20 protein-coding genes are annotated in these 20235 nt (G+C 64.2%); 12 read left to right on the forward strand and 8 right to left on the reverse strand.

The window, feature by feature from the left end:
• The first annotated feature begins 165 nt into the window (after positions 1-165).
• Together ABWP89_RS07505 and ABWP89_RS07510 are read left to right on the forward strand one after the other, a co-directional pair.
• Positions 166-1269 (forward strand): DUF3734 domain-containing protein, encoded by a 1104-nt coding sequence (locus tag ABWP89_RS07505; RefSeq protein ID WP_353228323.1) that lies wholly within the window; start codon positions 166-168, stop codon positions 1267-1269.
• 194 nt (positions 1270-1463) lie between these two features.
• Positions 1464-2246 (forward strand): 3-hydroxybutyrate dehydrogenase, encoded by a 783-nt coding sequence (locus ABWP89_RS07510; RefSeq protein ID WP_353228325.1) that lies wholly within the window; start codon positions 1464-1466, stop codon positions 2244-2246.
• A 125-nt stretch (positions 2247-2371) separates the two neighbouring features.
• On the opposite strand, the gene dapA is transcribed toward ABWP89_RS07510, so the two are convergent.
• Complete coding sequence (gene dapA, locus ABWP89_RS07515; protein ID WP_353228327.1) at positions 2372-3253, reverse strand: 4-hydroxy-tetrahydrodipicolinate synthase; 882 nt, start codon at positions 3251-3253, stop codon at positions 2372-2374.
• 179 nt (positions 3254-3432) lie between these two features.
• Between dapA and ABWP89_RS07520 the strand changes: the two genes are divergently transcribed.
• The 8 genes from ABWP89_RS07520 (at position 3433) to ABWP89_RS07555 (ending at position 9976) form a co-directional block, all read left to right on the forward strand.
• Positions 3433-5451 (forward strand): lytic transglycosylase domain-containing protein, encoded by a 2019-nt coding sequence (locus ABWP89_RS07520; protein ID WP_353228328.1) that lies wholly within the window; start codon positions 3433-3435, stop codon positions 5449-5451.
• Between the two features lie 4 nt (positions 5452-5455).
• Positions 5456-5956 carry a GreA/GreB family elongation factor gene (locus ABWP89_RS07525; protein WP_353228329.1) on the forward strand — a complete coding sequence of 167 codons (501 nt, stop codon included), beginning with the start codon at positions 5456-5458 and terminating at the stop codon, positions 5954-5956.
• The gene (locus ABWP89_RS07530; protein WP_353228330.1) at positions 5953-6576 is read left to right on the forward strand and encodes a phosphoglycerate mutase family protein; all 624 of its coding nucleotides are present in this window, start codon (positions 5953-5955) and stop codon (positions 6574-6576) included. The genes ABWP89_RS07525 and ABWP89_RS07530 overlap by 4 nt, the downstream gene beginning before the upstream one ends.
• Positions 6576-6767, forward strand: a complete 192-nt coding sequence (locus ABWP89_RS07535; RefSeq protein WP_353228331.1) for a DUF4169 family protein — start codon at positions 6576-6578, stop codon at positions 6765-6767. The genes ABWP89_RS07530 and ABWP89_RS07535 overlap by 1 nt, the downstream gene beginning before the upstream one ends.
• Positions 6767-6970 (forward strand): hypothetical protein, encoded by a 204-nt coding sequence (locus ABWP89_RS07540; RefSeq protein WP_353228332.1) that lies wholly within the window; start codon positions 6767-6769, stop codon positions 6968-6970. Before ABWP89_RS07535 ends, ABWP89_RS07540 begins: the two co-directional genes overlap by 1 nt.
• Positions 6967-7455 carry a hypothetical protein gene (locus ABWP89_RS07545; protein ID WP_353228333.1) on the forward strand — a complete coding sequence of 163 codons (489 nt, stop codon included), beginning with the start codon at positions 6967-6969 and terminating at the stop codon, positions 7453-7455. Before ABWP89_RS07540 ends, ABWP89_RS07545 begins: the two co-directional genes overlap by 4 nt.
• Positions 7456-7500: 45 nt before the next feature.
• Positions 7501-8772: a 23S rRNA (adenine(2503)-C(2))-methyltransferase RlmN gene (gene rlmN, locus ABWP89_RS07550; RefSeq protein ID WP_353228334.1), complete on the forward strand. Its 1272-nt coding sequence runs from the start codon at positions 7501-7503 to the stop codon at positions 8770-8772.
• 460 nt (positions 8773-9232) lie between these two features.
• Positions 9233-9976, forward strand: coding sequence for a DUF1223 domain-containing protein (locus tag ABWP89_RS07555; protein ID WP_353228335.1), 744 nt, complete (start codon positions 9233-9235; stop codon positions 9974-9976).
• A 10-nt stretch (positions 9977-9986) separates the two neighbouring features.
• Here ABWP89_RS07555 and ABWP89_RS07560 read toward each other — a convergent pair whose 3' ends face one another.
• The 3 genes from ABWP89_RS07560 to ABWP89_RS07570 form a co-directional block, all read right to left on the reverse strand.
• On the reverse strand, positions 9987-11144 hold the full coding sequence (locus ABWP89_RS07560; protein WP_353228336.1) for a Yip1 family protein: 1158 nt from the start codon (positions 11142-11144) through the stop codon (positions 9987-9989).
• A gap of 188 nt (positions 11145-11332) precedes the next feature.
• Positions 11333-11707 carry a cystatin family protein gene (locus ABWP89_RS07565; protein WP_353228337.1) on the reverse strand — a complete coding sequence of 125 codons (375 nt, stop codon included), beginning with the start codon at positions 11705-11707 and terminating at the stop codon, positions 11333-11335.
• 146 nt (positions 11708-11853) lie between these two features.
• The gene (locus ABWP89_RS07570; RefSeq protein WP_353228339.1) at positions 11854-14286 is read right to left on the reverse strand and encodes a TonB-dependent receptor; all 2433 of its coding nucleotides are present in this window, start codon (positions 14284-14286) and stop codon (positions 11854-11856) included.
• A gap of 482 nt (positions 14287-14768) precedes the next feature.
• On the opposite strand from ABWP89_RS07570, the gene ABWP89_RS07575 reads away from it, so the two are divergent.
• Positions 14769-15932: an aminotransferase gene (locus tag ABWP89_RS07575; RefSeq protein WP_353228340.1), complete on the forward strand. Its 1164-nt coding sequence runs from the start codon at positions 14769-14771 to the stop codon at positions 15930-15932.
• On the opposite strand, the gene ABWP89_RS07580 is transcribed toward ABWP89_RS07575, so the two are convergent.
• Both ABWP89_RS07580 and ABWP89_RS07585 read right to left on the reverse strand, forming a co-directional pair.
• Positions 15924-16616 carry a glutamine amidotransferase gene (locus ABWP89_RS07580; RefSeq protein ID WP_353228341.1) on the reverse strand — a complete coding sequence of 231 codons (693 nt, stop codon included), beginning with the start codon at positions 16614-16616 and terminating at the stop codon, positions 15924-15926. The genes ABWP89_RS07575 and ABWP89_RS07580 overlap by 9 nt on opposite strands.
• Positions 16617-16630: 14 nt before the next feature.
• Positions 16631-16789, reverse strand: coding sequence for a hypothetical protein (locus tag ABWP89_RS07585; protein ID WP_353228342.1), 159 nt, complete (start codon positions 16787-16789; stop codon positions 16631-16633).
• 241 nt (positions 16790-17030) lie between these two features.
• Here ABWP89_RS07585 and ABWP89_RS07590 point away from each other — a divergent pair, with 241 nt between their 5' ends.
• Complete coding sequence (locus ABWP89_RS07590; RefSeq protein ID WP_353228344.1) at positions 17031-18275, forward strand: alkaline phosphatase family protein; 1245 nt, start codon at positions 17031-17033, stop codon at positions 18273-18275.
• 177 nt (positions 18276-18452) lie between these two features.
• On the opposite strand, the gene ABWP89_RS07595 is transcribed toward ABWP89_RS07590, so the two are convergent.
• Together ABWP89_RS07595 and ABWP89_RS07600 are read right to left on the reverse strand one after the other, a co-directional pair.
• The gene (locus ABWP89_RS07595) at positions 18453-18611 is read right to left on the reverse strand and encodes a hypothetical protein (RefSeq protein ID WP_353228346.1); all 159 of its coding nucleotides are present in this window, start codon (positions 18609-18611) and stop codon (positions 18453-18455) included.
• Positions 18612-18629: 18 nt separating this feature from the next.
• Positions 18630-20225 (reverse strand): isocitrate lyase, encoded by a 1596-nt coding sequence (locus tag ABWP89_RS07600; RefSeq protein ID WP_353228347.1) that lies wholly within the window; start codon positions 20223-20225, stop codon positions 18630-18632.
• Between the last annotated feature and the right edge of the window lie 10 nt (positions 20226-20235).

The following is a 20235-nucleotide window of genomic DNA, read 5'->3' on the forward strand; positions in this document are numbered from 1 at the left end:
CGCCCACAGGATACCTTGAATGGGCGGATGGGCCGGGGGTGCGGGGCGGTGGGTGGCACAAAGTCGCTTTTCAGCGACTTTCGAAACAGACCATGACACGCGCGGTCATCACCCGTACACTTTGTGCAGCGCAAAATGACCCACGCTTCAGGAGTTTGCCCCGCCATGACCACCACCAACCACGGCGAAACCTGCGTGCTGGTGCTGCAGGGCGGCGGCGCGCTGGGCGCTTACCAGGGCGGCGTGTTCGAAGCTCTGGAGGCCGCCACGTTTGACCCCGACTGGATCGCCGGCATATCGATCGGCGCGGTCAATGCCGCGCTGATCGCCGGCAATCCGCCCGAACGCCGGCTGGCGGCATTACGCACATTCTGGGACCGCGCATCCAGCCGGGTGCCGTTCGCCGCGCCGTTTCAGGAAGGCTGGGGCCGCAAACTGTTCAACGATGCCGCCGCCGCCACCGTGGCGCTGACCGGCATCCCGGGGTTTTTCACCCCGCGCTGGACCACGCCGACCATGGCCTTGCCCGGATCGGCCGAGGCGGTCAGCCTGTATGACACCACGCCGTTGCGCGAAACGCTGAACGAACTGGTGGATTTCGATCTGTTGAATGATGGCCCGATGCGGTTCAGCGTGGGCGCGGTCAATGTGCTGTCGGGCAATTTCATCTATTTCGACAACCGCGACCGGCGCATCGGCGCAGACCACGTGATGGCCAGCGGCGCGCTGCCGCCCGGTTTTCCCCCGGTAATGATCGATGGCGAACCCTATTGGGATGGCGGCATCGTATCCAACACCCCGCTGCAATTCGTGCTGGACGAACGCAGCGAACAACCGCTGCTGGTGTTCCAGGTCGATCTGTTCAGCGCGCGCGGGATGATGCCGCGTTCGATTGCAGAGGCGGTGCAGCGCGAAAAGGATATCCGCTATTCTAGCCGCACGCGCCTGAACACCGATGTGCAGACGCGCCTTGCCGATCTGGAAGAAACGCTGGCGCGCCTGGCCGCCAAACTGCCCGACAGCCTGAAGGATGATCCCGATTACCGCATGCTGACCACGCGCCACTGCGGCGGGCCGGTGACCGTGATGCACCTGATCAACCGGTCCGAAGACTATGAATCCCAGGGAAAAGACTATGAATTTTCACGCGCGACCATCACCGGCCACTGGCAGTCGGGCAAAGCCGACGTCGAACGATCCTTCGCCAACCCGCATTGGCAACACCGCGTGCCGCCCAAAAACGGCATCGTCACCTTCGACCTGGAATAAGCCATAAACGCCCCTCCACCTCCCCCGCCCACACACCAACTCTCAACCTCGTCATTCCTGCGAACGCAGGAATCCAGTCAGCCTAACCGCGTGGCGAGAAATCAGAACTGGATTCCTGCCTTCGCAGGAATGACGAATTAAAAGGGGACGTCAAAATCCCCAAACAACACCCACCACAAAAAAGGCCCCCCACCATGGAACTCAACAACACCGTATCCCTGATCACCGGCGCCGCCAGCGGCATCGGCCTGGGCATCGCGCGCCGGTTTGCCGCCGCCAATGGCCGCGTGGCGATTGCCGATCTGCGGCTGGACGCGGCGCAGGCCGCCGCCGATGCCATCAATGCCGATCACCCCGGCGCGGCAATGGCGGTGGCGATGGATGTGACCGACGAAGCCCAGGTGAACGCCGGCGTGGCCGCGGTGGTCGATGCCTGGGGCACGGTCGATATCCTGATTTCCAACGCCGGCATCCAGATCGTCAACCCGGTGGAAAACTATGCCTTTGCCGACTGGAAAAAGATGCTGGCCATCCACCTGGATGGCGCATTCCTGACCAGCAAGGCGGTCCTGCCACACATGTACGCCAATGGCGGCGGCACCGTGCTGTTCATGGGATCGGTCCATTCGAAAGAGGCATCGCCGCTGAAAAGCGCCTATGTCACCGCCAAACACGGGTTGCTGGGCCTGTCACGCGTGATCGCCAAGGAAGGCGGCCCCAAAGGCGTGCGCAGCAACGTGATCTGCCCCGGCTTTGTCCGCACGCCCCTCGTTGAAAAACAGATCCCCGAACAGGCCAGGGAACTGGGCATCAGCGAAGACGACGTGGTGAAAAAGGTCATGCTGGGGCAGACGGTCGACGGCGAATTCACCACGGTCGAAGACATCGCCGAAGTCGCCCTGTTCTTCGCCGCCTTCCCCACCAGCGCCCTGACCGGGCAATCCCTGACGGCGAGCCATGGGTGGTCGATGAGTTGATGGGGTTTGGGCCGGGTTGGCTGGCCCAGCCCGGCGGTCTTGGCAGCCAATAACGCGAATGCATTTTTTTGCGGGAGCCACAGCTTGCCTGATGCCGCGCGCGCGGACCCAATTCACCCGTCAGACTAAACCAGCCCCGCGTGCACCAACGCCGCATCAACCGCTGCGCGCGCGGGCGCGCTGCACGTTACCAGCGGCAACCGCAGTTCGTCGGTGATCCAGTTGTGCACGCGGGTCAGGGCGTATTTCAGCGGTGCGGGCGATGCGTCTTCGAACATGGCGTAGTGCAAGGGGTACAACCGGTCGTTGAGTTCGCGGGCCAGGACGAAATCGTTGGCGGCGCAGGCGGCCTGGAAATCGGCGCACAACCGGGGCGCGACGTTGGCGGTGACGGAGATGCAGCCGACGGCGCCGGCGGCGTTGGCGGGTAGGGCCAGTTCATCATCGCCCGAAAGCTGGCAGAAATGTTTGCCGATGCCCATGCGGTGGTCGGTGACGCGGGACAGGTCTCCGCTGGCGTCCTTGATGCCGATGATGCGGTCGGGGAAGCGCTTGGCGAGTTCGCAGACGGTTTCGGGCAGGATGTCGGTCACCGTGCGGCCGGGCACGTTGTACAGCACCATCGGCAGATCGCTGTGTTCGGCCAGATAGCTGAAATGCGCGATCAGGCCGGCCTGGCTGGGGCGGTTGTAATAGGGGGCGACCAGCAGCGCGGCGGCGGCGCCGCACTTTTTGCTGAAAGTCATGTGCAGCGCGGCGTTCATGGTGTCGTTGCTGCCGCAGCCGGCGATGACCGGCACGCGGCCGGCGGCCTGTTCCACGCACAATTCGATCACGCGGTGGTGTTCGGCATTGGACAGCGTGGAATTTTCGCCCGTGGTGCCACAGGGCACCAGCGCGGACGATCCGTTTTCAATCTGCCAGTCCACCAGCCGGCGAAACGCTTTCTCATCCAGCGCCCCGTCGCGAAAAGGCGTCACCAAAGCGGGAATGGAGCCGGAAAACATGGACTTTGTTCCTCAAACTGGGGCATAAACCAATGGCGGGCCTGCGTCGCAGCGCCCGCACCCAAGCGCCTGATAGGAAGATGCCCCCCCCGATGTCCAGCATGGACATGCCCTTGCCCGCCGGTTTGCCGATGCAAACCGCTGCCATCCGCCCTTCACCGTCGCGTGAGGGACGGTGGATGGCGCCCATCGTGCAGCGATTGGGCGTGCTGGCCAGGTTGGCGCTGCTGATTCCCGCCATTGCCGGATCGACCGCGTGCCATGCCAGCGATGCCGACAACCAGGCCGCCGCGTGGGACCACGCGCGCGCGCAATTGCTGGCCCAATCGCAAAGCCCGATCGCGCAGACCATCGACCGGTGGAAAGCGCTGACCAGCAGCGCGCGTTATGGCTTTGCCGAATATGCCGGGTTTGTGGCCAGCTATCCCGATTTTCCCGATGTTGACCGGTTGCGCCGTGCGGCAGAGGCCGCGCTGGACCATGAAACCCCGCCCCCGTCATCCATCGTGGCGTTTTTTGACCGATCCCCGCCGCTGACCAATGCCGGCCGCGCGCAATATGCGCTGGCGCTGCGCGCGCTGGGCCGGGCGGAGGCGACCGATGTGGCGCATGCGGCATGGCGCGGCGGGGTGATGAGCGACGCCAGCGAAACCGCGATCCTGACCTTTTGGGGCAGCGGATTGACCACGGCGGAACATGATGCGCGGATTGATGCGCTGTTGTGGGCGGGGGCGGTGGCGCCGGCGCAACGGTTGCTGGCATCCACTTCGCCGACGGTGCGCGCGGTGGCACGCGGGCGGCTGGCGGCGCTGGCGGGGGGTGACCCCTATGCAGCAGCGGCGTTGCCGGCGGCGCAGCTGGATGCCGACCCCGGTTTTGTGTTTGCACGCGCGCGCGAATTGCACCGGCTGGGGCGGATCGGGGCGGAGGCCATGTATCTGGCGGGGCGGCCGATGCTGGCCGCACAGCCGTTTGACCGGCCACGCTGGATCAGCGAATTGCTGTCGGCGGCGCGCGGCGCGGCGGAGCTGAGCGATGCGGCCAGCACGGCGCGGATTGCCATGGGTGCGGCCGATGCCTTTGCCCCGGGTGAGGATATCAGCCGGCAAAGCTATGCGGTGCGCGATGATTACACATCGCTGATGTGGCTGGGTGGCACGCGGGCGCTGTGGCAACAGGGTGATGGCCCGTCTGCGGCAACGCTGTTCCGCCGCTATGCCGCCGCCGCGCGCGGGCCGGGGGTAAAGGCCAAGGGGCAATATTGGGCTGGCCTGGCGCTGGCGCGCAACGGCCGCGCGGCAGAGGCGCAGGATGCCTTTGCCGCCGCAGCACGCTTTCCCGACCAGTTTTACGGGTTGCTGGCGCTGGAACGCGTGGGGCAGACGGTGCCGCACTTTGCCGTGGCCAACCCGCCGCAGCCCACCCCGGATGAACGCGCACGGTTTGCCGCCGCGCCGATTACGGCGGCGGTGAAAGAGGTGGCGCGCGATGGCGATTTTGGCACCGCGATCCGCTTTTTCAAACAGATTGCCGAAGAACAGGAAACCCCCGGGCAACACCAGCTGGTGGCCGAACTGGCGCAAGGGCTGGGTCGGCGCGACCTGGGCGTGATTGTCGGCGCGGCGGCGGCCACGCATGGCTATGACGATTTTACCCGCGTCGCCTTTCCGCTGATCCCGGTGCCGGCCGATCGCACCCGGTCGTGGACGATGATCCACGCGATCATCCGCCAGGAAAGCCAGTTTGCGCAAAACGCGGTCAGCCATGCCGGCGCACGCGGGCTGATGCAGATGATGCCGCGCACCGCGGGCGAACAGGCGGGCAAGCTGGGGCTGAGCTATTCGCCCAACGCGCTGCCGACCACGCTGATTGCCGATCCGCAGTTCAACATGGCGATCGGCGGGGCGTATTTCGATCATCTGTTGTCGGTGTTTGGCGGCAGTTATCCGCTGGCGGTGGCGGCCTATAACGCCGGGGCGGGCAATGTCGGCAAATGGCTGCGCGCCAATGGCGACCCGCGCACCGGGCAAATTGAATGGGTGGACTGGATCGAACATATCCCGATCCAGGAAACACGCGGCTATGTCCAACACGTGCTGGAAAACGCGGTGGTCTATGAAGCGATCAACCCCGAACGCGCCAGCTATGGCGGGCCCAACCCGATGAGCCATTTCCTGGGCAAATCGAACCCCGGCTGAGCACATGAAAGCCGAAGGCAACCCGATCACACCCGCCGGCATCGCGGCGCTGCGCGCGCGTTATGATCATCTGTTGGGCACTGAACGCCCGCAGATTGTCGAAATCGTCAGTTGGGCGGCGGGGAATGGCGATCGTTCGGAAAACGGCGATTATCTGTATGGCCGCAAACGCATGCGCGAAATCGACCGCGAGCTGACCTGGCTGGCCAAGCGCATGAAGGCGGCGCGGGTGATCGATCCGGCGGGTCAGGAGGACCAGACCCGCGTGCTGTTTGGCGCAACGGTGGAAATCGCCGATGATGATGACAACCGCCGCACGCTGACACTGGTCGGCGATGATGAACAGGATGCCACCCACGGCATGATCGGGTGGGGCGCGCCGATTGCACGCGCGCTGCGCGGCAGCCGGGTGGGCGATCTGCGCCGGGTGCAATTGCCCGGCGGCACCAAGGAATGGGAAGTGATCGCGATTGCCTATCCGCCCGCAGGAACCCCGCCGCGATGACCCGCCATTTCATCATGCGCCACGGCGAAACGGTCTATAACCAGACGCGCCGCCTGCAATCGAACACTATCCACACCCCGCTGACCCGACTGGGCTGTGATCAGGCGACGCGCATGGGCCAGGCGCTGCTGGAACAGCTGGGCCCCCGCCCCACGGTGCATGTGCATGTGTCCGACACCGGCCGCGCGTTGCAGACATTGGCATTGATCGGCGAAGCGATTGGCAGCGACTGGTTCGCCGCGCAGCAGACGCCCGATCTGCGCGAAATCGACATGGGATCGTGGTGTCTGCGCAGTTATGACGCGGTTGAGGCAGAGCATGGCCCGATCCGCCTGCCCGACCATCTGTTGCGGCCAGCGCCGGATGGTGAAGATTACCCCGCGATTGCCGCGCGGCTGGCGCGCTGGCTGGCCGGGCCGGGCGCGGCGCCGGGCGACCATGTGGTGGTAATGCACGGCATTTCCAGCCGGGTGTTGCGCGGGATGATGGCGGGGTATCCGGTGCATGGTGACCTGGGCGTGCCGATTGCGCCATCGCTGGTGCAGGGATCAATCGCCATGATCGAAGCGGGCGCCGAAACGGTGGTCTATGGCAGCACGCAAGGGACGGAACACGCCTGATGGCAGAGGTGATCAACCTGCGCGTGGCACGCAAGGCCCGCGCCCGTGCCGATGCGGCACAGGCCGCCGCGCAAAACCGTGCGTTGCATGGCCAGACCGGCGCCGCACGCCGCGCCACGGCAGCGGACAAGGACCGCGCCGTGCGCGATCTGGCGGGCAAGCGGCTGCCTGATAGCGAAGTGCCCGACTGATGCGCACGACCGACGATGCCGCCACCGTGCGATTGTATTTTCTGTCGGACAGTGCCGAGGGCGGCGTGGCCGAAACGCTGATGTATGGGCCTTTGTCTGCGGCACTGGCGATGGCGGCGGCGGCGGAAACGGCGGTGCAGGATGGCCTGTGGATCGCCACCGACAACGATGTGGTTGCCTATCGCGACATGGTGAGCGAATGAGGCGCTGGTGCCTGGTGCCGCTGGCGCTTGCCGCCGCGCAACCGGCGTGCGCGCGCGACCGGCTGGGGATGTGGAACGATTGGGGCGCGTTTCGCGATTCTGCGGTGCCGCGCTGCTATGCCATCGCCATGCCGATCGATATGCCAGGCACGCGCCGCGAAACGCAGGGTTATGTGACCGTGGCCAACTGGCCCCGGCGCGGCATCCGGGGTGAAGTGCACGTGCGGCTGTCGCGCACGCCGGCGCCGGGCAGGCCGGTAAGCCTAACCATCAACGGGCAGAAATTTCCGCTGACCGAGGCCGGCATCGATGCCTGGGCGCCGGACCGGCGCGTGGATGCCGCGATCATTGCCGCGCTGCGCAGCAATGGCGAAATGGCGGTGACGGCATCGGGCCGCGATGGCCGCCCGATGCGCGATGCCTATCACCTGGCGGGCGCGGCATCGGCAATGGATGCCGCCAGCCTGGGCTGTGCCGGCGGTTAACGCACACGATTTGCGAAAAACCGCGCTGCGGACTATAGGGCGCGAATGCCAACACCCCTGATGACCATCCCGGGCCATATCGACCCGGTGCCCGTTCCCCGTGAAGTCACTCCACGCGCCGATGGCCGGGTCGATCTGGTCGGCCTGTCGCGGCTGGGGCTGATCGACTTGTTCGTGGTGGCGGGGCTGGATGCGCGCGCGGCAAAGCTGCGTGCAAAACAGGTGTTCCACTGGATCTATCACCGCGGCGTGACCGATTTTGATGCGATGACCGATATCGCCAAAACGATGCGGCCGTGGCTGAACGATCGTTTCGTGATCAGCCGGCCCGAAATTGTCGAGGCACAGGCATCGACCGACGGCACGCGCAAATGGCTGCTGCGCACGGCCGATGCCCACGATTACGAAATGGTGTTCATCCCCGATGCCGATCGCGGCACGCTGTGCGTTTCCAGCCAGGTGGGGTGCACGCTCAACTGCCGGTTCTGCGCCACCGGCACGATGCGGCTGGTGCGCAACCTGACGCCTGGCGAAATCGTCGGGCAGGTCATGCTGGCACGCGACGCGCTGGGCGAATGGCCAAAGGCCGGCGGCAACATGGCCGGGCTGGAGGATGAACCCGATGATGACGGCAGTGCCGACGCGGCGCAGGCCTATAGCGCCGACGGGCGGCTGCTGACCAACATCGTGATGATGGGCATGGGCGAGCCGTTGTACAATTTCGACAATGTGCGCGACGCATTGAAAGTGGTGATGGACGGCGACGGGCTGGCGCTGTCGAAACGCCGCATCACGCTGTCAACCAGCGGCGTGGTGCCGCTGATGGCGCGCGCGGGTGAGGAAATCGGCGTGAACCTGGCGGTGTCGCTCCACGCCGTCACCAAAGAGGTGCGCGACGAAATCGTGCCGATCAACCGCAAATACGGCATCGATGAACTGTTGAACGCCTGCGCCGCATACCCAGGCGCATCCAACGCGCGGCGGATCACGTTTGAATATGTCATGTTGAAGGACAAGAACGACAGCGATGATGACGCGCGCGAACTGGTGCGGCTGCTGCGCCATTTTCGCCTGCCGGCCAAGGTCAACCTGATCCCGTTCAACCCCTGGCCCGGCGCGCCCTATGAATGTTCCACCCCCGAACGCATCCGCAGCTTTTCCGACATCGTGTTTGACGCGGGGATTTCGGCGCCGATCCGCACGCCGCGCGGGCGCGACATCGATGCCGCCTGTGGCCAGCTGAAAACCGCCTCCACCCGCAAAAGCCGCGCGGAGCTGGACCGCCTGGCCGAAGAGAAACAGGCCGCGCTGGGGTAAGCTCTGACAATATTTGGTGAAACGCCAGAACTTTAAGCCCTCCCCCTCAGGGGGAGGGTTGGGTGGGGGTGTCCGACGCTCTTATGAGGCGCACCATCGCGGGCGTTGGACACCCCCCCAACCCCTCCCCTGATGGGCTACCGGGTTCACACATCGCAATGTGCGCGCAAGAATATTCTGAAATCAATATGTTATAGAACATAGTCATTCCTGCGAAGGCAGGAATCCAGTCGGCCTAACGTCTTGGAAAAAAGTGGAAACTGGATTCCTGCCTTCGCAGGAATGACGAACAAAAAGCGAATGTGTGAATGCCGTAGCCCCTGATGGGAGGGGCTAAGTTCAGTAAAATCAACCCTGATCATGCGATAGACTTGGGGCTGTAACCGAAACCGGTGCGCGCGCGAATGTCTGGTATGCACCGATCAATCCGGTCGGCCATTCCGGCACAAAGGCGCGCTCAATGCTGCACCCACGAACCTTCATCATTCCGTCGGCGCTGATCGCGGGCGCCCTGCTGGCCGTGGCGGCCACCACCACGACCGGCGCGACCATGCCGCACGCCGCCGTCACCCACACCACGGCCGGCCCGGTGGTGATCGAATTGTACCACAGCCAGGGCTGTTCATCCTGCCCGCCGGCAGAGGCCGATCTGAACGCCATCGCCAATCGCGGCGATGTGCTGGCGCTGTCGTTTGCGGTTACCTATTGGGACCGGCTGGGCTGGACCGACACGTTTGGTTCGCCGCTGTTCACCGCGCGGCAGGTGGATTACGCCCGCGCCGGCAAAGGCGAAGTCGCCACCCCCGAATTTGTCATCAACGGCACGCGCACCGTGGTCGGCGCCGACCGCCGCGCGCTGAATGCAGCGGTGGCGGAATCGGGCTTTGCCAGCGATGCCCCGGTGATTTCCATCAACGCCGGTCATGTCGCGGTCGCGGGTGCCGCAAACGGCCAGGTCGCGCCAGCCACGGTCTGGCTGGTACGCTATGACCCGCGCACGATAGACGTGGCAGTGCGCGCGGGCGAAAACGGGGGCCGCACACTGGCGCAGCGCAACGTGGTGCGCGAACTGGTCCGGCTGGGCGACTGGAGCGGGCGTTCAACCGGGTTCGCACTGCCCCGCGCGCAGGCGGATGGCCTGGCCAGCGCCGTGCTGGTTCAGCGCGGCACTGGCGGGGCGATCATTGCCGCGCGCAAAGTGTAATCGTGGCCGATCAGTGTGCCAGGCTGGCCAGTTTGCCCTGGTCGATGGTGGCGACGGCAGCCTTCAGATCATCGACACTGGCGGCGGAGCCTTCGGCATCGATCGAAAAGCGGTTGCCGACGATCATGCCGAATTTGCCGCTGGACGATGTTTTGTTCCAGGATTCGTTTTGCAGGTGGCCATCGACCGTGCCGGTCTTTTCATAGCTGTCGGCGTCCTGCTTGTTTTCCTCTACGCCCATTGCTGCGCCCAGACCGGCGATCGCGCCGATTGCCGCCATGTCCGCCACTTTCAGGTGATAGCTGTTGCTGCCAGAGGTATAGGTGCCCTCGGCCGTGCTGCCGACCCCGCCCATGGCCGACGATTCGACCGCAGTGCGCGTGTATGATCCGATCGCAGCGGGCAGCAGTTCTTGCAGCGCCGAAGGAGCGATCGGGGTCTTTTTGCCCGATGCGGCTGCCGCCATCTGATCGGCAGCCTGCTTCGCCTGCCCCAGATCGACCGAGCCGCCGCCGGGCAAGCCGATCTTGCCAGTCACGTCATTGCTGCCCAGCGAACCCGACATTGCGCCGCCACCAAACAGGCTGACCACCGGCATGCTGACCGCGCTGACCACCACGCTCAGCACCACCGCGCAGACCAGCGTGACCAGCGTATAGGTCAGCGCCTTGTCCTGCGGCACCGCCATCATCGGGCCGGCGCCGGTATAGAACAGGTAAAAGCTGTACAGCCCCAGCAGCCCGAGCACGCCCAACCCCGGCAGCAGCGAAAATACCCCCGCGACAAAGCTGGCAGTCGCGCCATAGGCAATCAGCTTCATCGCGTTGTCGCGGTTGGACTGCCCGCCAAAATTGGGCGCCAGCGCATTGGCGATCAACGCCAGCACATAGACCCCGACCAGCGCCAGCACATACGACACCACTGCGCCCGCCAGACCGCTGATCAACCCGGGGTGATAGCTGAACCCGAACATGCCGATGCCGAACAGCTGACCATGGATGAACTGGCACACCGGGCCGATCGCGGCCAACGGTACGACATAGCCGGTGAAAATCGCCGCCGAAGATGTGGTTTCGGCCTTGATCACCGGCCATTCGTCGGCAGGTTTCAGCAAGATGCCCTTTGCCCGCGCAATCAGCGAGGCACTGTCGATGTTGACCTGAGCCATGTGCAAGTTCCCCCGGTGAACAGGCTGGTTGCGCTGTTCTTATCAGGACACAAGCAAATCACATCATGTTGCAAATGTATAGGCAGGAACAGGCACGGTGGCGCAATCGGTCAAAGACACGCGCTCTGCGGCCCAAGTAGTGAACCAAGACATTGTTTTTATTGAACTGCCGTTACCAGGCAGGACCATCACCACGTGCGACTGCGTATCCGCAGGACATCGGCCACCGCATAAGTGCCATCCAGTCTGTGCCACACCACGGCCGACCAGCGGCCATGGCCTGCAACGCGCACGACCAGGCGGAAATTGGTGCCGGCCACCACCTGGCGCTGCGCCGTCTCGACCGCGCGCAGGCGATGATGCCGCAGCGGCAGCTGTCCCACCAGCGCCTGTGCCGCGGCCCGCACTTCAGGGTCCTGGTCGGGGTGATCAACCACCTGCCAGCCGCCGACAATCGGCGGGGGTGGCAATTGGGCACGGATCGGTTGGGCAGTGCCAATCAGCGCCAGCGCCAGCAGCAGTGCCCGGCTGCGCAGGATGCCGACTATATGTTGCTGTGCCATTGCCCCGTGCCTCCACCATTGTGCGCCACGCCCACCGGCGCCTGGCAGCGGCTATACCGCGCCACGCCGGGATGCCAGCCACAAAAAAAGGGCGGGGCCGCGCGTGTGTGCGCGGCCCCGCCCGATTGGTCGTCAGTACACCGCGATCAGAACTTGGCGCGGACTTCGGCGCCAAAGGTGCGCGGCGTGTTGAAGTTGGCGTAATCACCCAGGGTGGCCGCATTGGCCGCCGAACGGCGATAGATATGGCTTTCATTCAACAGGTTGCGGGCCCACACCGACAGCGTGACGGTGTTGCGGTCGGTGACCGCGATATCGGCCAGCGCGATGCGGCCGTTGACGATGAAGCTGGCATCGGCCTTCACGTTTTCAGACTGAAAACTGTAATTGGATGAGGCGTAGTTGGCATCGAGGTGAACGCGCACATTGGTACCGGCGGTACCGATCGGCAGGCTGTAATCGATATAGGCCGAAGCAGCATTGCGCGGGGTATAGACCACAAACACTTGCGTCGGCAGGCCGAACGTCGGACCCGGGTTGGGGTTCGCCGTGACCGGGATGTCGGTGTAGGTATAGGCATACGATGCGCCCAGCGTCACGTTGTCGATCGGCCGTGCGGTGACTTCGGCTTCAAACCCGCGGATTTTCGAATTGCCCGGTGCGTTTGCGGTGTTTTCGGTGTGCAGGTTGTAGTTGGGGTTGGCAATCGCCGTGCCCGGCAGGAACTGGTTTGTATCGACATTGTCGAAATCGACCTGCGTGTTCGACCGGTCCATGACATAGCCGGCCAGGTTTACACGTAGCTTGCGATCCAGCATTTCCAGCTTTGCGCCGACTTCATAGGCCTTGACCGCCTCTGGGCCGAACGGCTGGAAATTCGACGAACGGTCGTTGGCGCCACCGGCGCGGAAACCGGTCGAATATTTGCCATAGAAATTGATGCCCGGCGCAGCGTCATAGGCCAGCACCACCAGCGGATCGAACCGGCCCTTGTCATAGCTGAGCAGGTAGTTGGTCGATACGCCCGACACCATGTACAGCACGCCGTCACGCTTGTCCTTGGTGTAACGGCCACCCACGGTCAGGTGCAACTGGCTGGCGAAGTCGGGCGAATAGGTCGCCTGGCCAAACGCAGCATAGCTGCGCGTGCGGGCCTGGCTGGCACGCTGCAAAAAGCGTGATCCATATTCCCACCCCTGGTTGCCCGAGGTGACCGCGCCGATCACGTTGGGGCTGTTGATGGTATAGGCAGTGCCATCCGCGTTCCAGGTGTTGGTTGACGGGGTGGCGGCGGATTCGCGCACCTGTTCATTGAAATAATAAAGGCCGGCCACGTAATCGAGCTGCGGCAGGCTGCCGACTGCCTGCAATTCCTGGGTGAACTGGCTCTGATAAAGATCCGACAGGCTGTAACGGCTGAATTTGCCGTTGGGCACAAAGGGAACGCGTTCCGGACCACCCGAATTGTCCCACTGGTTGGTTTCAACCCGGCGCCATGCGGTGATCGACCGCAGTTCCAGCCCGGACGAAACCTTATATGCCAGGCGCGCGCTGACGCCCTGGGTCTGATCGACGCTGTACTGCTGCGGCACGCCGACATCGGCCACGTCCTGGCGTGTAGCGTGGACGCCAACCAGCGGTGCCAGCGGCGCGATGCACTTCGGCGTGCAAGTACCACCGACGGGCGCGCCCAGCACGTTGCCGGTATAGACGCCAACCGTGCGGCCGAGCGGGTTGTAATTGACCAGCTGGCTGTAGAACGGGGTGTTTTCGTCCTTTGCCTTGTCGAACGAGAAATCGGCGGTGAAGCCGTCAATCGGCTTCCACCGTGCCGAAATGCGGCCGCCAACGCGGTTGTAGGCGTTCCAGCCGATCGACGAGGCCAGCGGATCGCGGGTGGTGGGGTCCTGATGCTGGATCACGCCATCCATCTTGACCGAAATATGCGCATATTCGGGCAGATTGAGGTGCACTTCACCGCTGTGGCTGCCATAATTGCCGGCGCCGGCAACCACGGTGCCACCAAACTTGCCAGTGGGGGCCTTGGTCACGATGCTCAGCGCGCCGCCTTCGGTGTTGCGGCCGAACAGCGTGCCCTGCGGGCCGCGCAGCACTTCGATCCGTTCCACATCAAACAATGCGGCGTTCAGCCCCTGCTGGCGCCCCAGATAGATGCCGTCAATATAGACGCCGACACCCTGGTCGCGCGCGGTCTGGTTGGCGTCAAACGGCACGATGCCGCGAATGCCGATGGTCAGTGCGGATTGACGCGCTTCAAACGTGGCGATGCGCAGCGATGGTACCGCGCCGTCGGCCAGATCCATCAGGCTTTGCACGTGGCGATCGGCGATCACCGACGGGCTGAGCACCGAAATCGCGATCGGGGTTTTTTGCAGGTTGGTTTCGCGCTTGGTGGCAGTGACCACGATTTCGGGGATCGGTGCGCTGTCACCATCGGGCGCGGCTGCAGCAGCCGGGGGTGCATCGGCGGCGGCCATGGCGGCCGCCGGGGTCAGGATGGTGGCAAACAGCGCAGTGCCCAAAAGCAGCTGTAGACGAAGAGCGGAGGATGAGCGCATAAGAATTTTCCCGTGGGTTGCGGTATGAACTGTCTTTGTTGACCGAGCCGCTAGGCGCCGATTGTTACAAAACGGCGGCAGTTTGACGGTAGTTTGACGACAATTGTGGTGCCGCACGACAGCCTGCGCCGGGTTTGCGATGGCCGGCGACGCATGGAATAGCGCGAAATCCGGGCATTATTTTTGCCCCGCGCCATGACTGTGGCCAATGTGCATCACCACCAGAAAATCGCGACCGTCAGTCACAGAAACCCAATGCATGCGTATGTTTACCGAGCGCCGCGACAGGCTTCGGCAACAATTTAGGTCGGCGCAAAGCCATGCTGAATTGACGATGAACGGCTGACACCAATCACGGCAAAGCGACAGCCCGGGCAGGAATCGCGACCGCGCGGTTGCCGCGCAAATGTTACAATGCCGGTGACAGGTTATGTCACAAATCCGCCGTTGCGCCGCGCCCGCCAATCCGCCAGTTTGACACCATGCACGCGCTCAACCCGGTCTATACCGCCCTGCCCACCACCATCTTTGAACACATGTCGGGGCTGGCCCGGTCGCATGGCGCGATCAATCTGGGCCAGGGCTTTCCCGATTCGCCACCGCCGGCCGCGCTGTCGGCGGCGGTGACGCGCGCCATGGCCGAACGGTCACAGCATTACCCGCCGATGGCCGGCATTCCCGAACTGCGCGATGCGGTCGCCACATTCTATCGCCACTACCAGGACCTTGACCTGGCGCGCGAACAGGTCATCGTGACCTCTGGCGCGACCGAGGCAATTGCCGCCGCCGTGCTGGCGGTGGTCAGTCCGGGTGATGAAGTGCTGCTGTTTCAGCCCGCCTATGATGCCTATGCCCCGCTGGTGCGCCGGGTCGGCGGGGTGCCGGTGCTGGTGCCGCTGCGTCCGCCGCACTGGCATTATGACCGCGCGACGATTTTGGCCGCGATCGGCCCGGCCACGCGCGCCATGATCATCAACGATCCGCTCAACCCCACCGGCACGGTGATGGATGCCGCCACCCGCGCGATGCTGGCGGCGATTGCCACCACGCACGACCTGCTGGTGATCTGTGACGAGGTGTGGGAAACCGTGCGCTTTGACGGGCAGACCCATGCCTCGCTGCTGAACGAACCGGGTATGGCCGCGCGCACGGTAAAGATCGGGTCCGCCGGCAAGATCTTTGGCGCGACGGGGTGGAAAGTCGGCTGGATGATCGCCGCGCCCGCAATGGCCGCAGTGCTGGCCAAGGCGCACCAGTTCCTGACCTTTACCACCCCGCCGATGTTGCAATGGGCCGTGGCCGAAGGGCTGGGTGATCCCGGCCTGATCGCGGCGCAAGTGGCGGATTGGGCGGCAACGCGCAATGTGCTCAACGCCGGGCTGGCGTCGCGCGGGTTTGCCGTGCTGCCCGCGGCGGCGACCTGGTTCACCTGCATCGATCTGGCCGCCAGTGGCATCGGCCTGGACGACCGGACGGTGGCCGAACGGCTGGTGGCAGAGGCCGGCGTTGCCAGCATCCCGCTGTCGGCATTGTGGGAAGGCGACGATGCCCCGCGCCACATCCTGCGCCTGTGCCATGCCAAACCGGCAGCGATGTTGCACGACGCGCTCGACCGCATGGCGCGTTGGCGCGATGCGTTAAGCTAACCCGGTAAGCCATTCCGCAATCATCGCGCGGGCGGCGGTTACCGCGCGAGGCCCATGCGTTTCATGCGCCGCGCGCAAGGTGCACGGGGTGTGGCCGGCGGCGGCAATGTCGTGCGGGCCCTGTTCAAGCCATTGTTCAAACCGCGGGTCTTCGTCCATTTCGCCGTGAAATTGCAGCGCCAGCAGATTGCGCCCGCGCCGGAACGCCTGGTGCGGATAGGCCGCGCTGGACGCCAGCAACTGCGTGCCGGCGGGCAGATCAAAGGTATCGCCGTGCCAATGCAGCACCGGCACATCCACCACATGCCGCAACGGGCTGTCGGGATCGTGCACGGTAACCGGGTGAAAGCCGATTTCGCGGGTGCCGCCGGGATAGACCCGTGAACCCAGCGCAGCGGCGATCATCTGCGCGCCGAAACACACGCCGAGCGTGGGGCGGTCTGCCGCCAGCCGCCGTGCCAGCCGCCGCATCTGGCAGGCGATCCACGGGTGTTGTGCCTGTTCGTAAACCCCCATCGGCCCGCCCATCATGATCACCAGATCGGGCGCGACCAGATCGGCACGGGAAAAATCGGGGTCGCACACATCGATGCGATCGACTTGATAGCCCGCAGCCTCGATCGGAGCGCGATAGCCGGCCACGCCCTCACGGGGCACGTGGCGAATGATCAGCGCGGTCTTCATCATTTCCCCCGCGCTCAGGCGCCCAGTCGGGTCCAGAAATCATCGGCGGTCAGCGGCGGGTGGCCGTGACCATCGCCACCTGCCACCGCCCGCCGCCATGATGGGTGCGGCAGGCGCGGCACCGGGCGTTCCAACCCGTGATGACCCAACGGAACAACAGGTTTGCGTGCCATTGAACATAGTCCCTTTTTGTCAAAACCACTGGAGAGGCTGCCGGGCCAGCGACGGGGAGAGGGATCATCGCTGGTCCGACACATTAATCTCTATCATTTCGATTGGGTTTTGCATCCCAGAAAAACTGATAGCCACACAAGTATGGCTTGGTCGGCGCCCACCTGCCCTGCCGGCCCGACTTGTCGATGCAACCGCACCCGCGTAGCATTCGTTCGCGAACACGGATCGAGGGGGAGCGATATGGCGAATGTGGTGCGTGCGGCTGTGTTGCTGCTGCTTATGATCGCCGCGCCGGCGCACGCCGACCCGGCGGCATCGCACAACGCCGATCCGGCGCCACTGATCCTGGTGTCGATCGACGGTTTCCGCGCCGATTATCTGGATCGCGGGGTCAGCCCGATGTTGTCGGCGCTGGCCGCCAGCGGCGTGCGTGCCGATGCCATGATCCCGGCGTTTCCCTCGGTCACGTTTCCCAATCACACCACGCTGGTGACCGGGCTCTATCCCGATCATCATGGCATCGTGAACAACAGTTTCCGCGATGCGGTGATGCCCGGTGCTTTTTCGATGGCCAGCAAGGAGGATGCATGGTGGGCGCAGAACACGCCGATCTGGGTCACCGCCGAACGCGCCGGGCTGCACACCGGGGTGATGTTCTGGCCCGGGGTGGCCGTCGCGCACCAGGGCACGCGCCCCGGCCTGTTTCAGGACTATGATCGCAAGATCGCAGCGTTTGACCGAGTCGATACCGTGCTGGGCTGGCTGGACCTGCCGGTGGACCAGCGCCCGCGGCTGGCGCTGTTGTATTTTGAAGCGGTTGACAGTGCCGGGCACAATTTCGGCCCGGATTCGCCGCAGGTGAATGCGGCGATCACCGCGGTCGATGGTGCGGTCACGCGGCTGGTGGCGGGGCTGAATGCGCGGGGGCTGGCGGCCAACCTGATGATTGTCGCCGATCACGGCATGGCCGCGGTGGGCGCCGACAATCTGGTGGTGCTGGATGATGTGACCGACCTTGGCGCGGTCAGCGTGGTGTTCGATGGCACTGTGGTGGGCGTGGCCATCCCGCACACCCGCGCAGGCAAGGCTGCGCGTGGGCGATTGCTGGCCAACCAACCGCATATGCACTGCTGGGACAAGGCGGCGATGCCCGCCGACCTGCATTACGGCACCAATGCACGCGTGCCCAATGTCATGTGCCAGGTCGCCACCGGCTGGTTGGCGATGACGCGCGACGAACGCACCCGCGCGCAGGCATTCCACCCCGGCGGCGAAAAGGGCGCGCATGGTTATGACATCCACGATCCCGCCATGGGCGCGCTGTTCATCGCCAATGGGCCGGCATTCCGCGCCCGTGCCACCGTGGCGGCATTTCCCAATGTCGATGTCTATCCGCTGATGGCCAAAGTGCTTGGCATCGCGCCACTGCCCAATGACGGCAACCTGGCCGATGTCGCGGGGGTGCTGAAACCTGCGCAAAACTGACGGGCCTCGGCCGCATTGGCATCGACCTGCCATTGACCTTGCCTCCTCCGCCAACCAGTGATCAAAGCCACATGACTCTGAACGCCGCCCGGTGTGCGGCGTTCGCCAAAAAAGACCCCGCAGCACCGTCTGGCACTGCGGGGTCTTCCTTCCTCCCCAGGAACCTTGGTTGTGTTGTTACCGGCCGAGCGCGCTGCCCAGGCGGTGATAGAGGTTTGAGAACTTTACCGATTCCGGCGTGTCTTCGATGTGCTTGATATAATGCAGCACGGCTTCGCGGATCAGTTTGAAATCCTCGGTAGACAGGACGGCGCGGGCGCGTTGGGGTTCGGCCATGGTTTTCTCTCCTGCTTGTTAGGCTGCGAACTGGTTCATGGTGTTGTGGGCGCCGCCGGCCTTCAGCGCGGCGTCACCGGCGAAGTATTCCTTGTGGTCATCGCCCACGTCCGATCCGGCCATGTTCTGGTGGCGCACACACGCCAGGCCTTCGCGGATTTCGCGGCGCTGCACGCCTTCGACATAGGCCAGCATGCCGGCTTCGCCGAAATAGCCCTTGGCCAGGTTGTCGGTGCTCAGCGCCGCGGTGTGGTAGGTCGGCAGCGTAATCAGGTGGTGGAAAATACCGGCTTCACGCGCTGAATCGCGCTGGAAGGTGCGGATGCGCAGATCGGCCTCGATCCCCAGATCGGTGGTGTCATAATCCACGCTCATCAGCCGCGACCGGTCATAGTTGGCCATGTTGTGCCCTTCGGCCGCCCACGCATCATAAACCTGCTGGCGGAAGTTGAGCGTCCAGTTGAAGCTGGGCGAATTGTTGTAGACCAGCTTGGCATGCGGCACGACCGCGCGGATGCGGTTCACCATGCCGGCGATCTGGCCGATGTGCGGCTTTTCGGTTTCGATCCACAACAGGTCCGCACCGTTCTGCAGGCTGTTGATGCAATCGAGCACGACGCGGTCTTCACCGGTGCCAGGGCGGAACTGGAACAGGTTTGACGCCAGCCGCTTGGGCCGCATCAGCTTGCCATCGCGGCTGATCAGCACGTCACCGTGGCCCACATTGGCGGGATCGACTTCATCGCAATCGAGGAAGCTGTTGTACTGGTCGCCGATGTCACCTGGGGTGTGGGTGACCGCGATCTGCTTGGTCAGGCCGGCGCCGAGCGAGTCGGTGCGCGCCACGATCACGCCATCATCAACGCCCAGTTCCAGAAACGCATACCGCACCGCGCGGATTTTCGCGAGAAAGTCTTCGTGCGGCACGGTGACTTTGCCATCCTGGTGGCCGCACTGCTTTTCATCGGAAACCTGGTTTTCGATCTGGATGCAGCAGGCGCCGGCTTCGATGAATTTCTTGGCCAGCAGATACGTCGCCTCGGCATTGCCGAACCCGGCGTCGATATCGGCGACGATCGGCACGATATGCGTCTGATAATCGTCGATCTTGTGCAGCAGGCGGTGGGTGTTGACCGCGTCGCCGGCCGCCTTCGCCGCATCGAGTTCACGGAACAACCCGCCCAGTTCGCGCGCATCGGCCTGCCGCAGGAACGTGTACAGTTCCTCGATCAGCGCGGGCACGCTGGTCTTTTCGTGCATCGACTGATCCGGCAGCGGGCCGAATTCGCTGCGCAGCGCGGCGACCATCCAGCCCGACAGATACAGGTACCGGCCCTTGGTGGTGCCGAAATGCTTCTTGATCGCGATCATCTTCTGCTGGCCGATAAAGCCGTGCCAGCACCCCAGCGACTGCGTGTATTTCGCCGTATCCGCGTCATAGGCGGCCATGTCGGCGCGCATGATCTTTGCGGTGTAACGGGCGATGTCCAGCCCGGTGCGGAACCGGTTCTGCAGCCGCATGCGTGCGGCGGATTCGGGCTGGATGCCGTCCCAGTTCTGTCCGAAAGAACCGATGGCGGCGCGTGCGTCGGTGATGGTCTGCGAATATGTCATTGTGATCACG

The organism is Novosphingobium sp. (assembly GCF_040398825.1).
Classification (GTDB): domain Bacteria; phylum Pseudomonadota; class Alphaproteobacteria; order Sphingomonadales; family Sphingomonadaceae; genus Novosphingobium.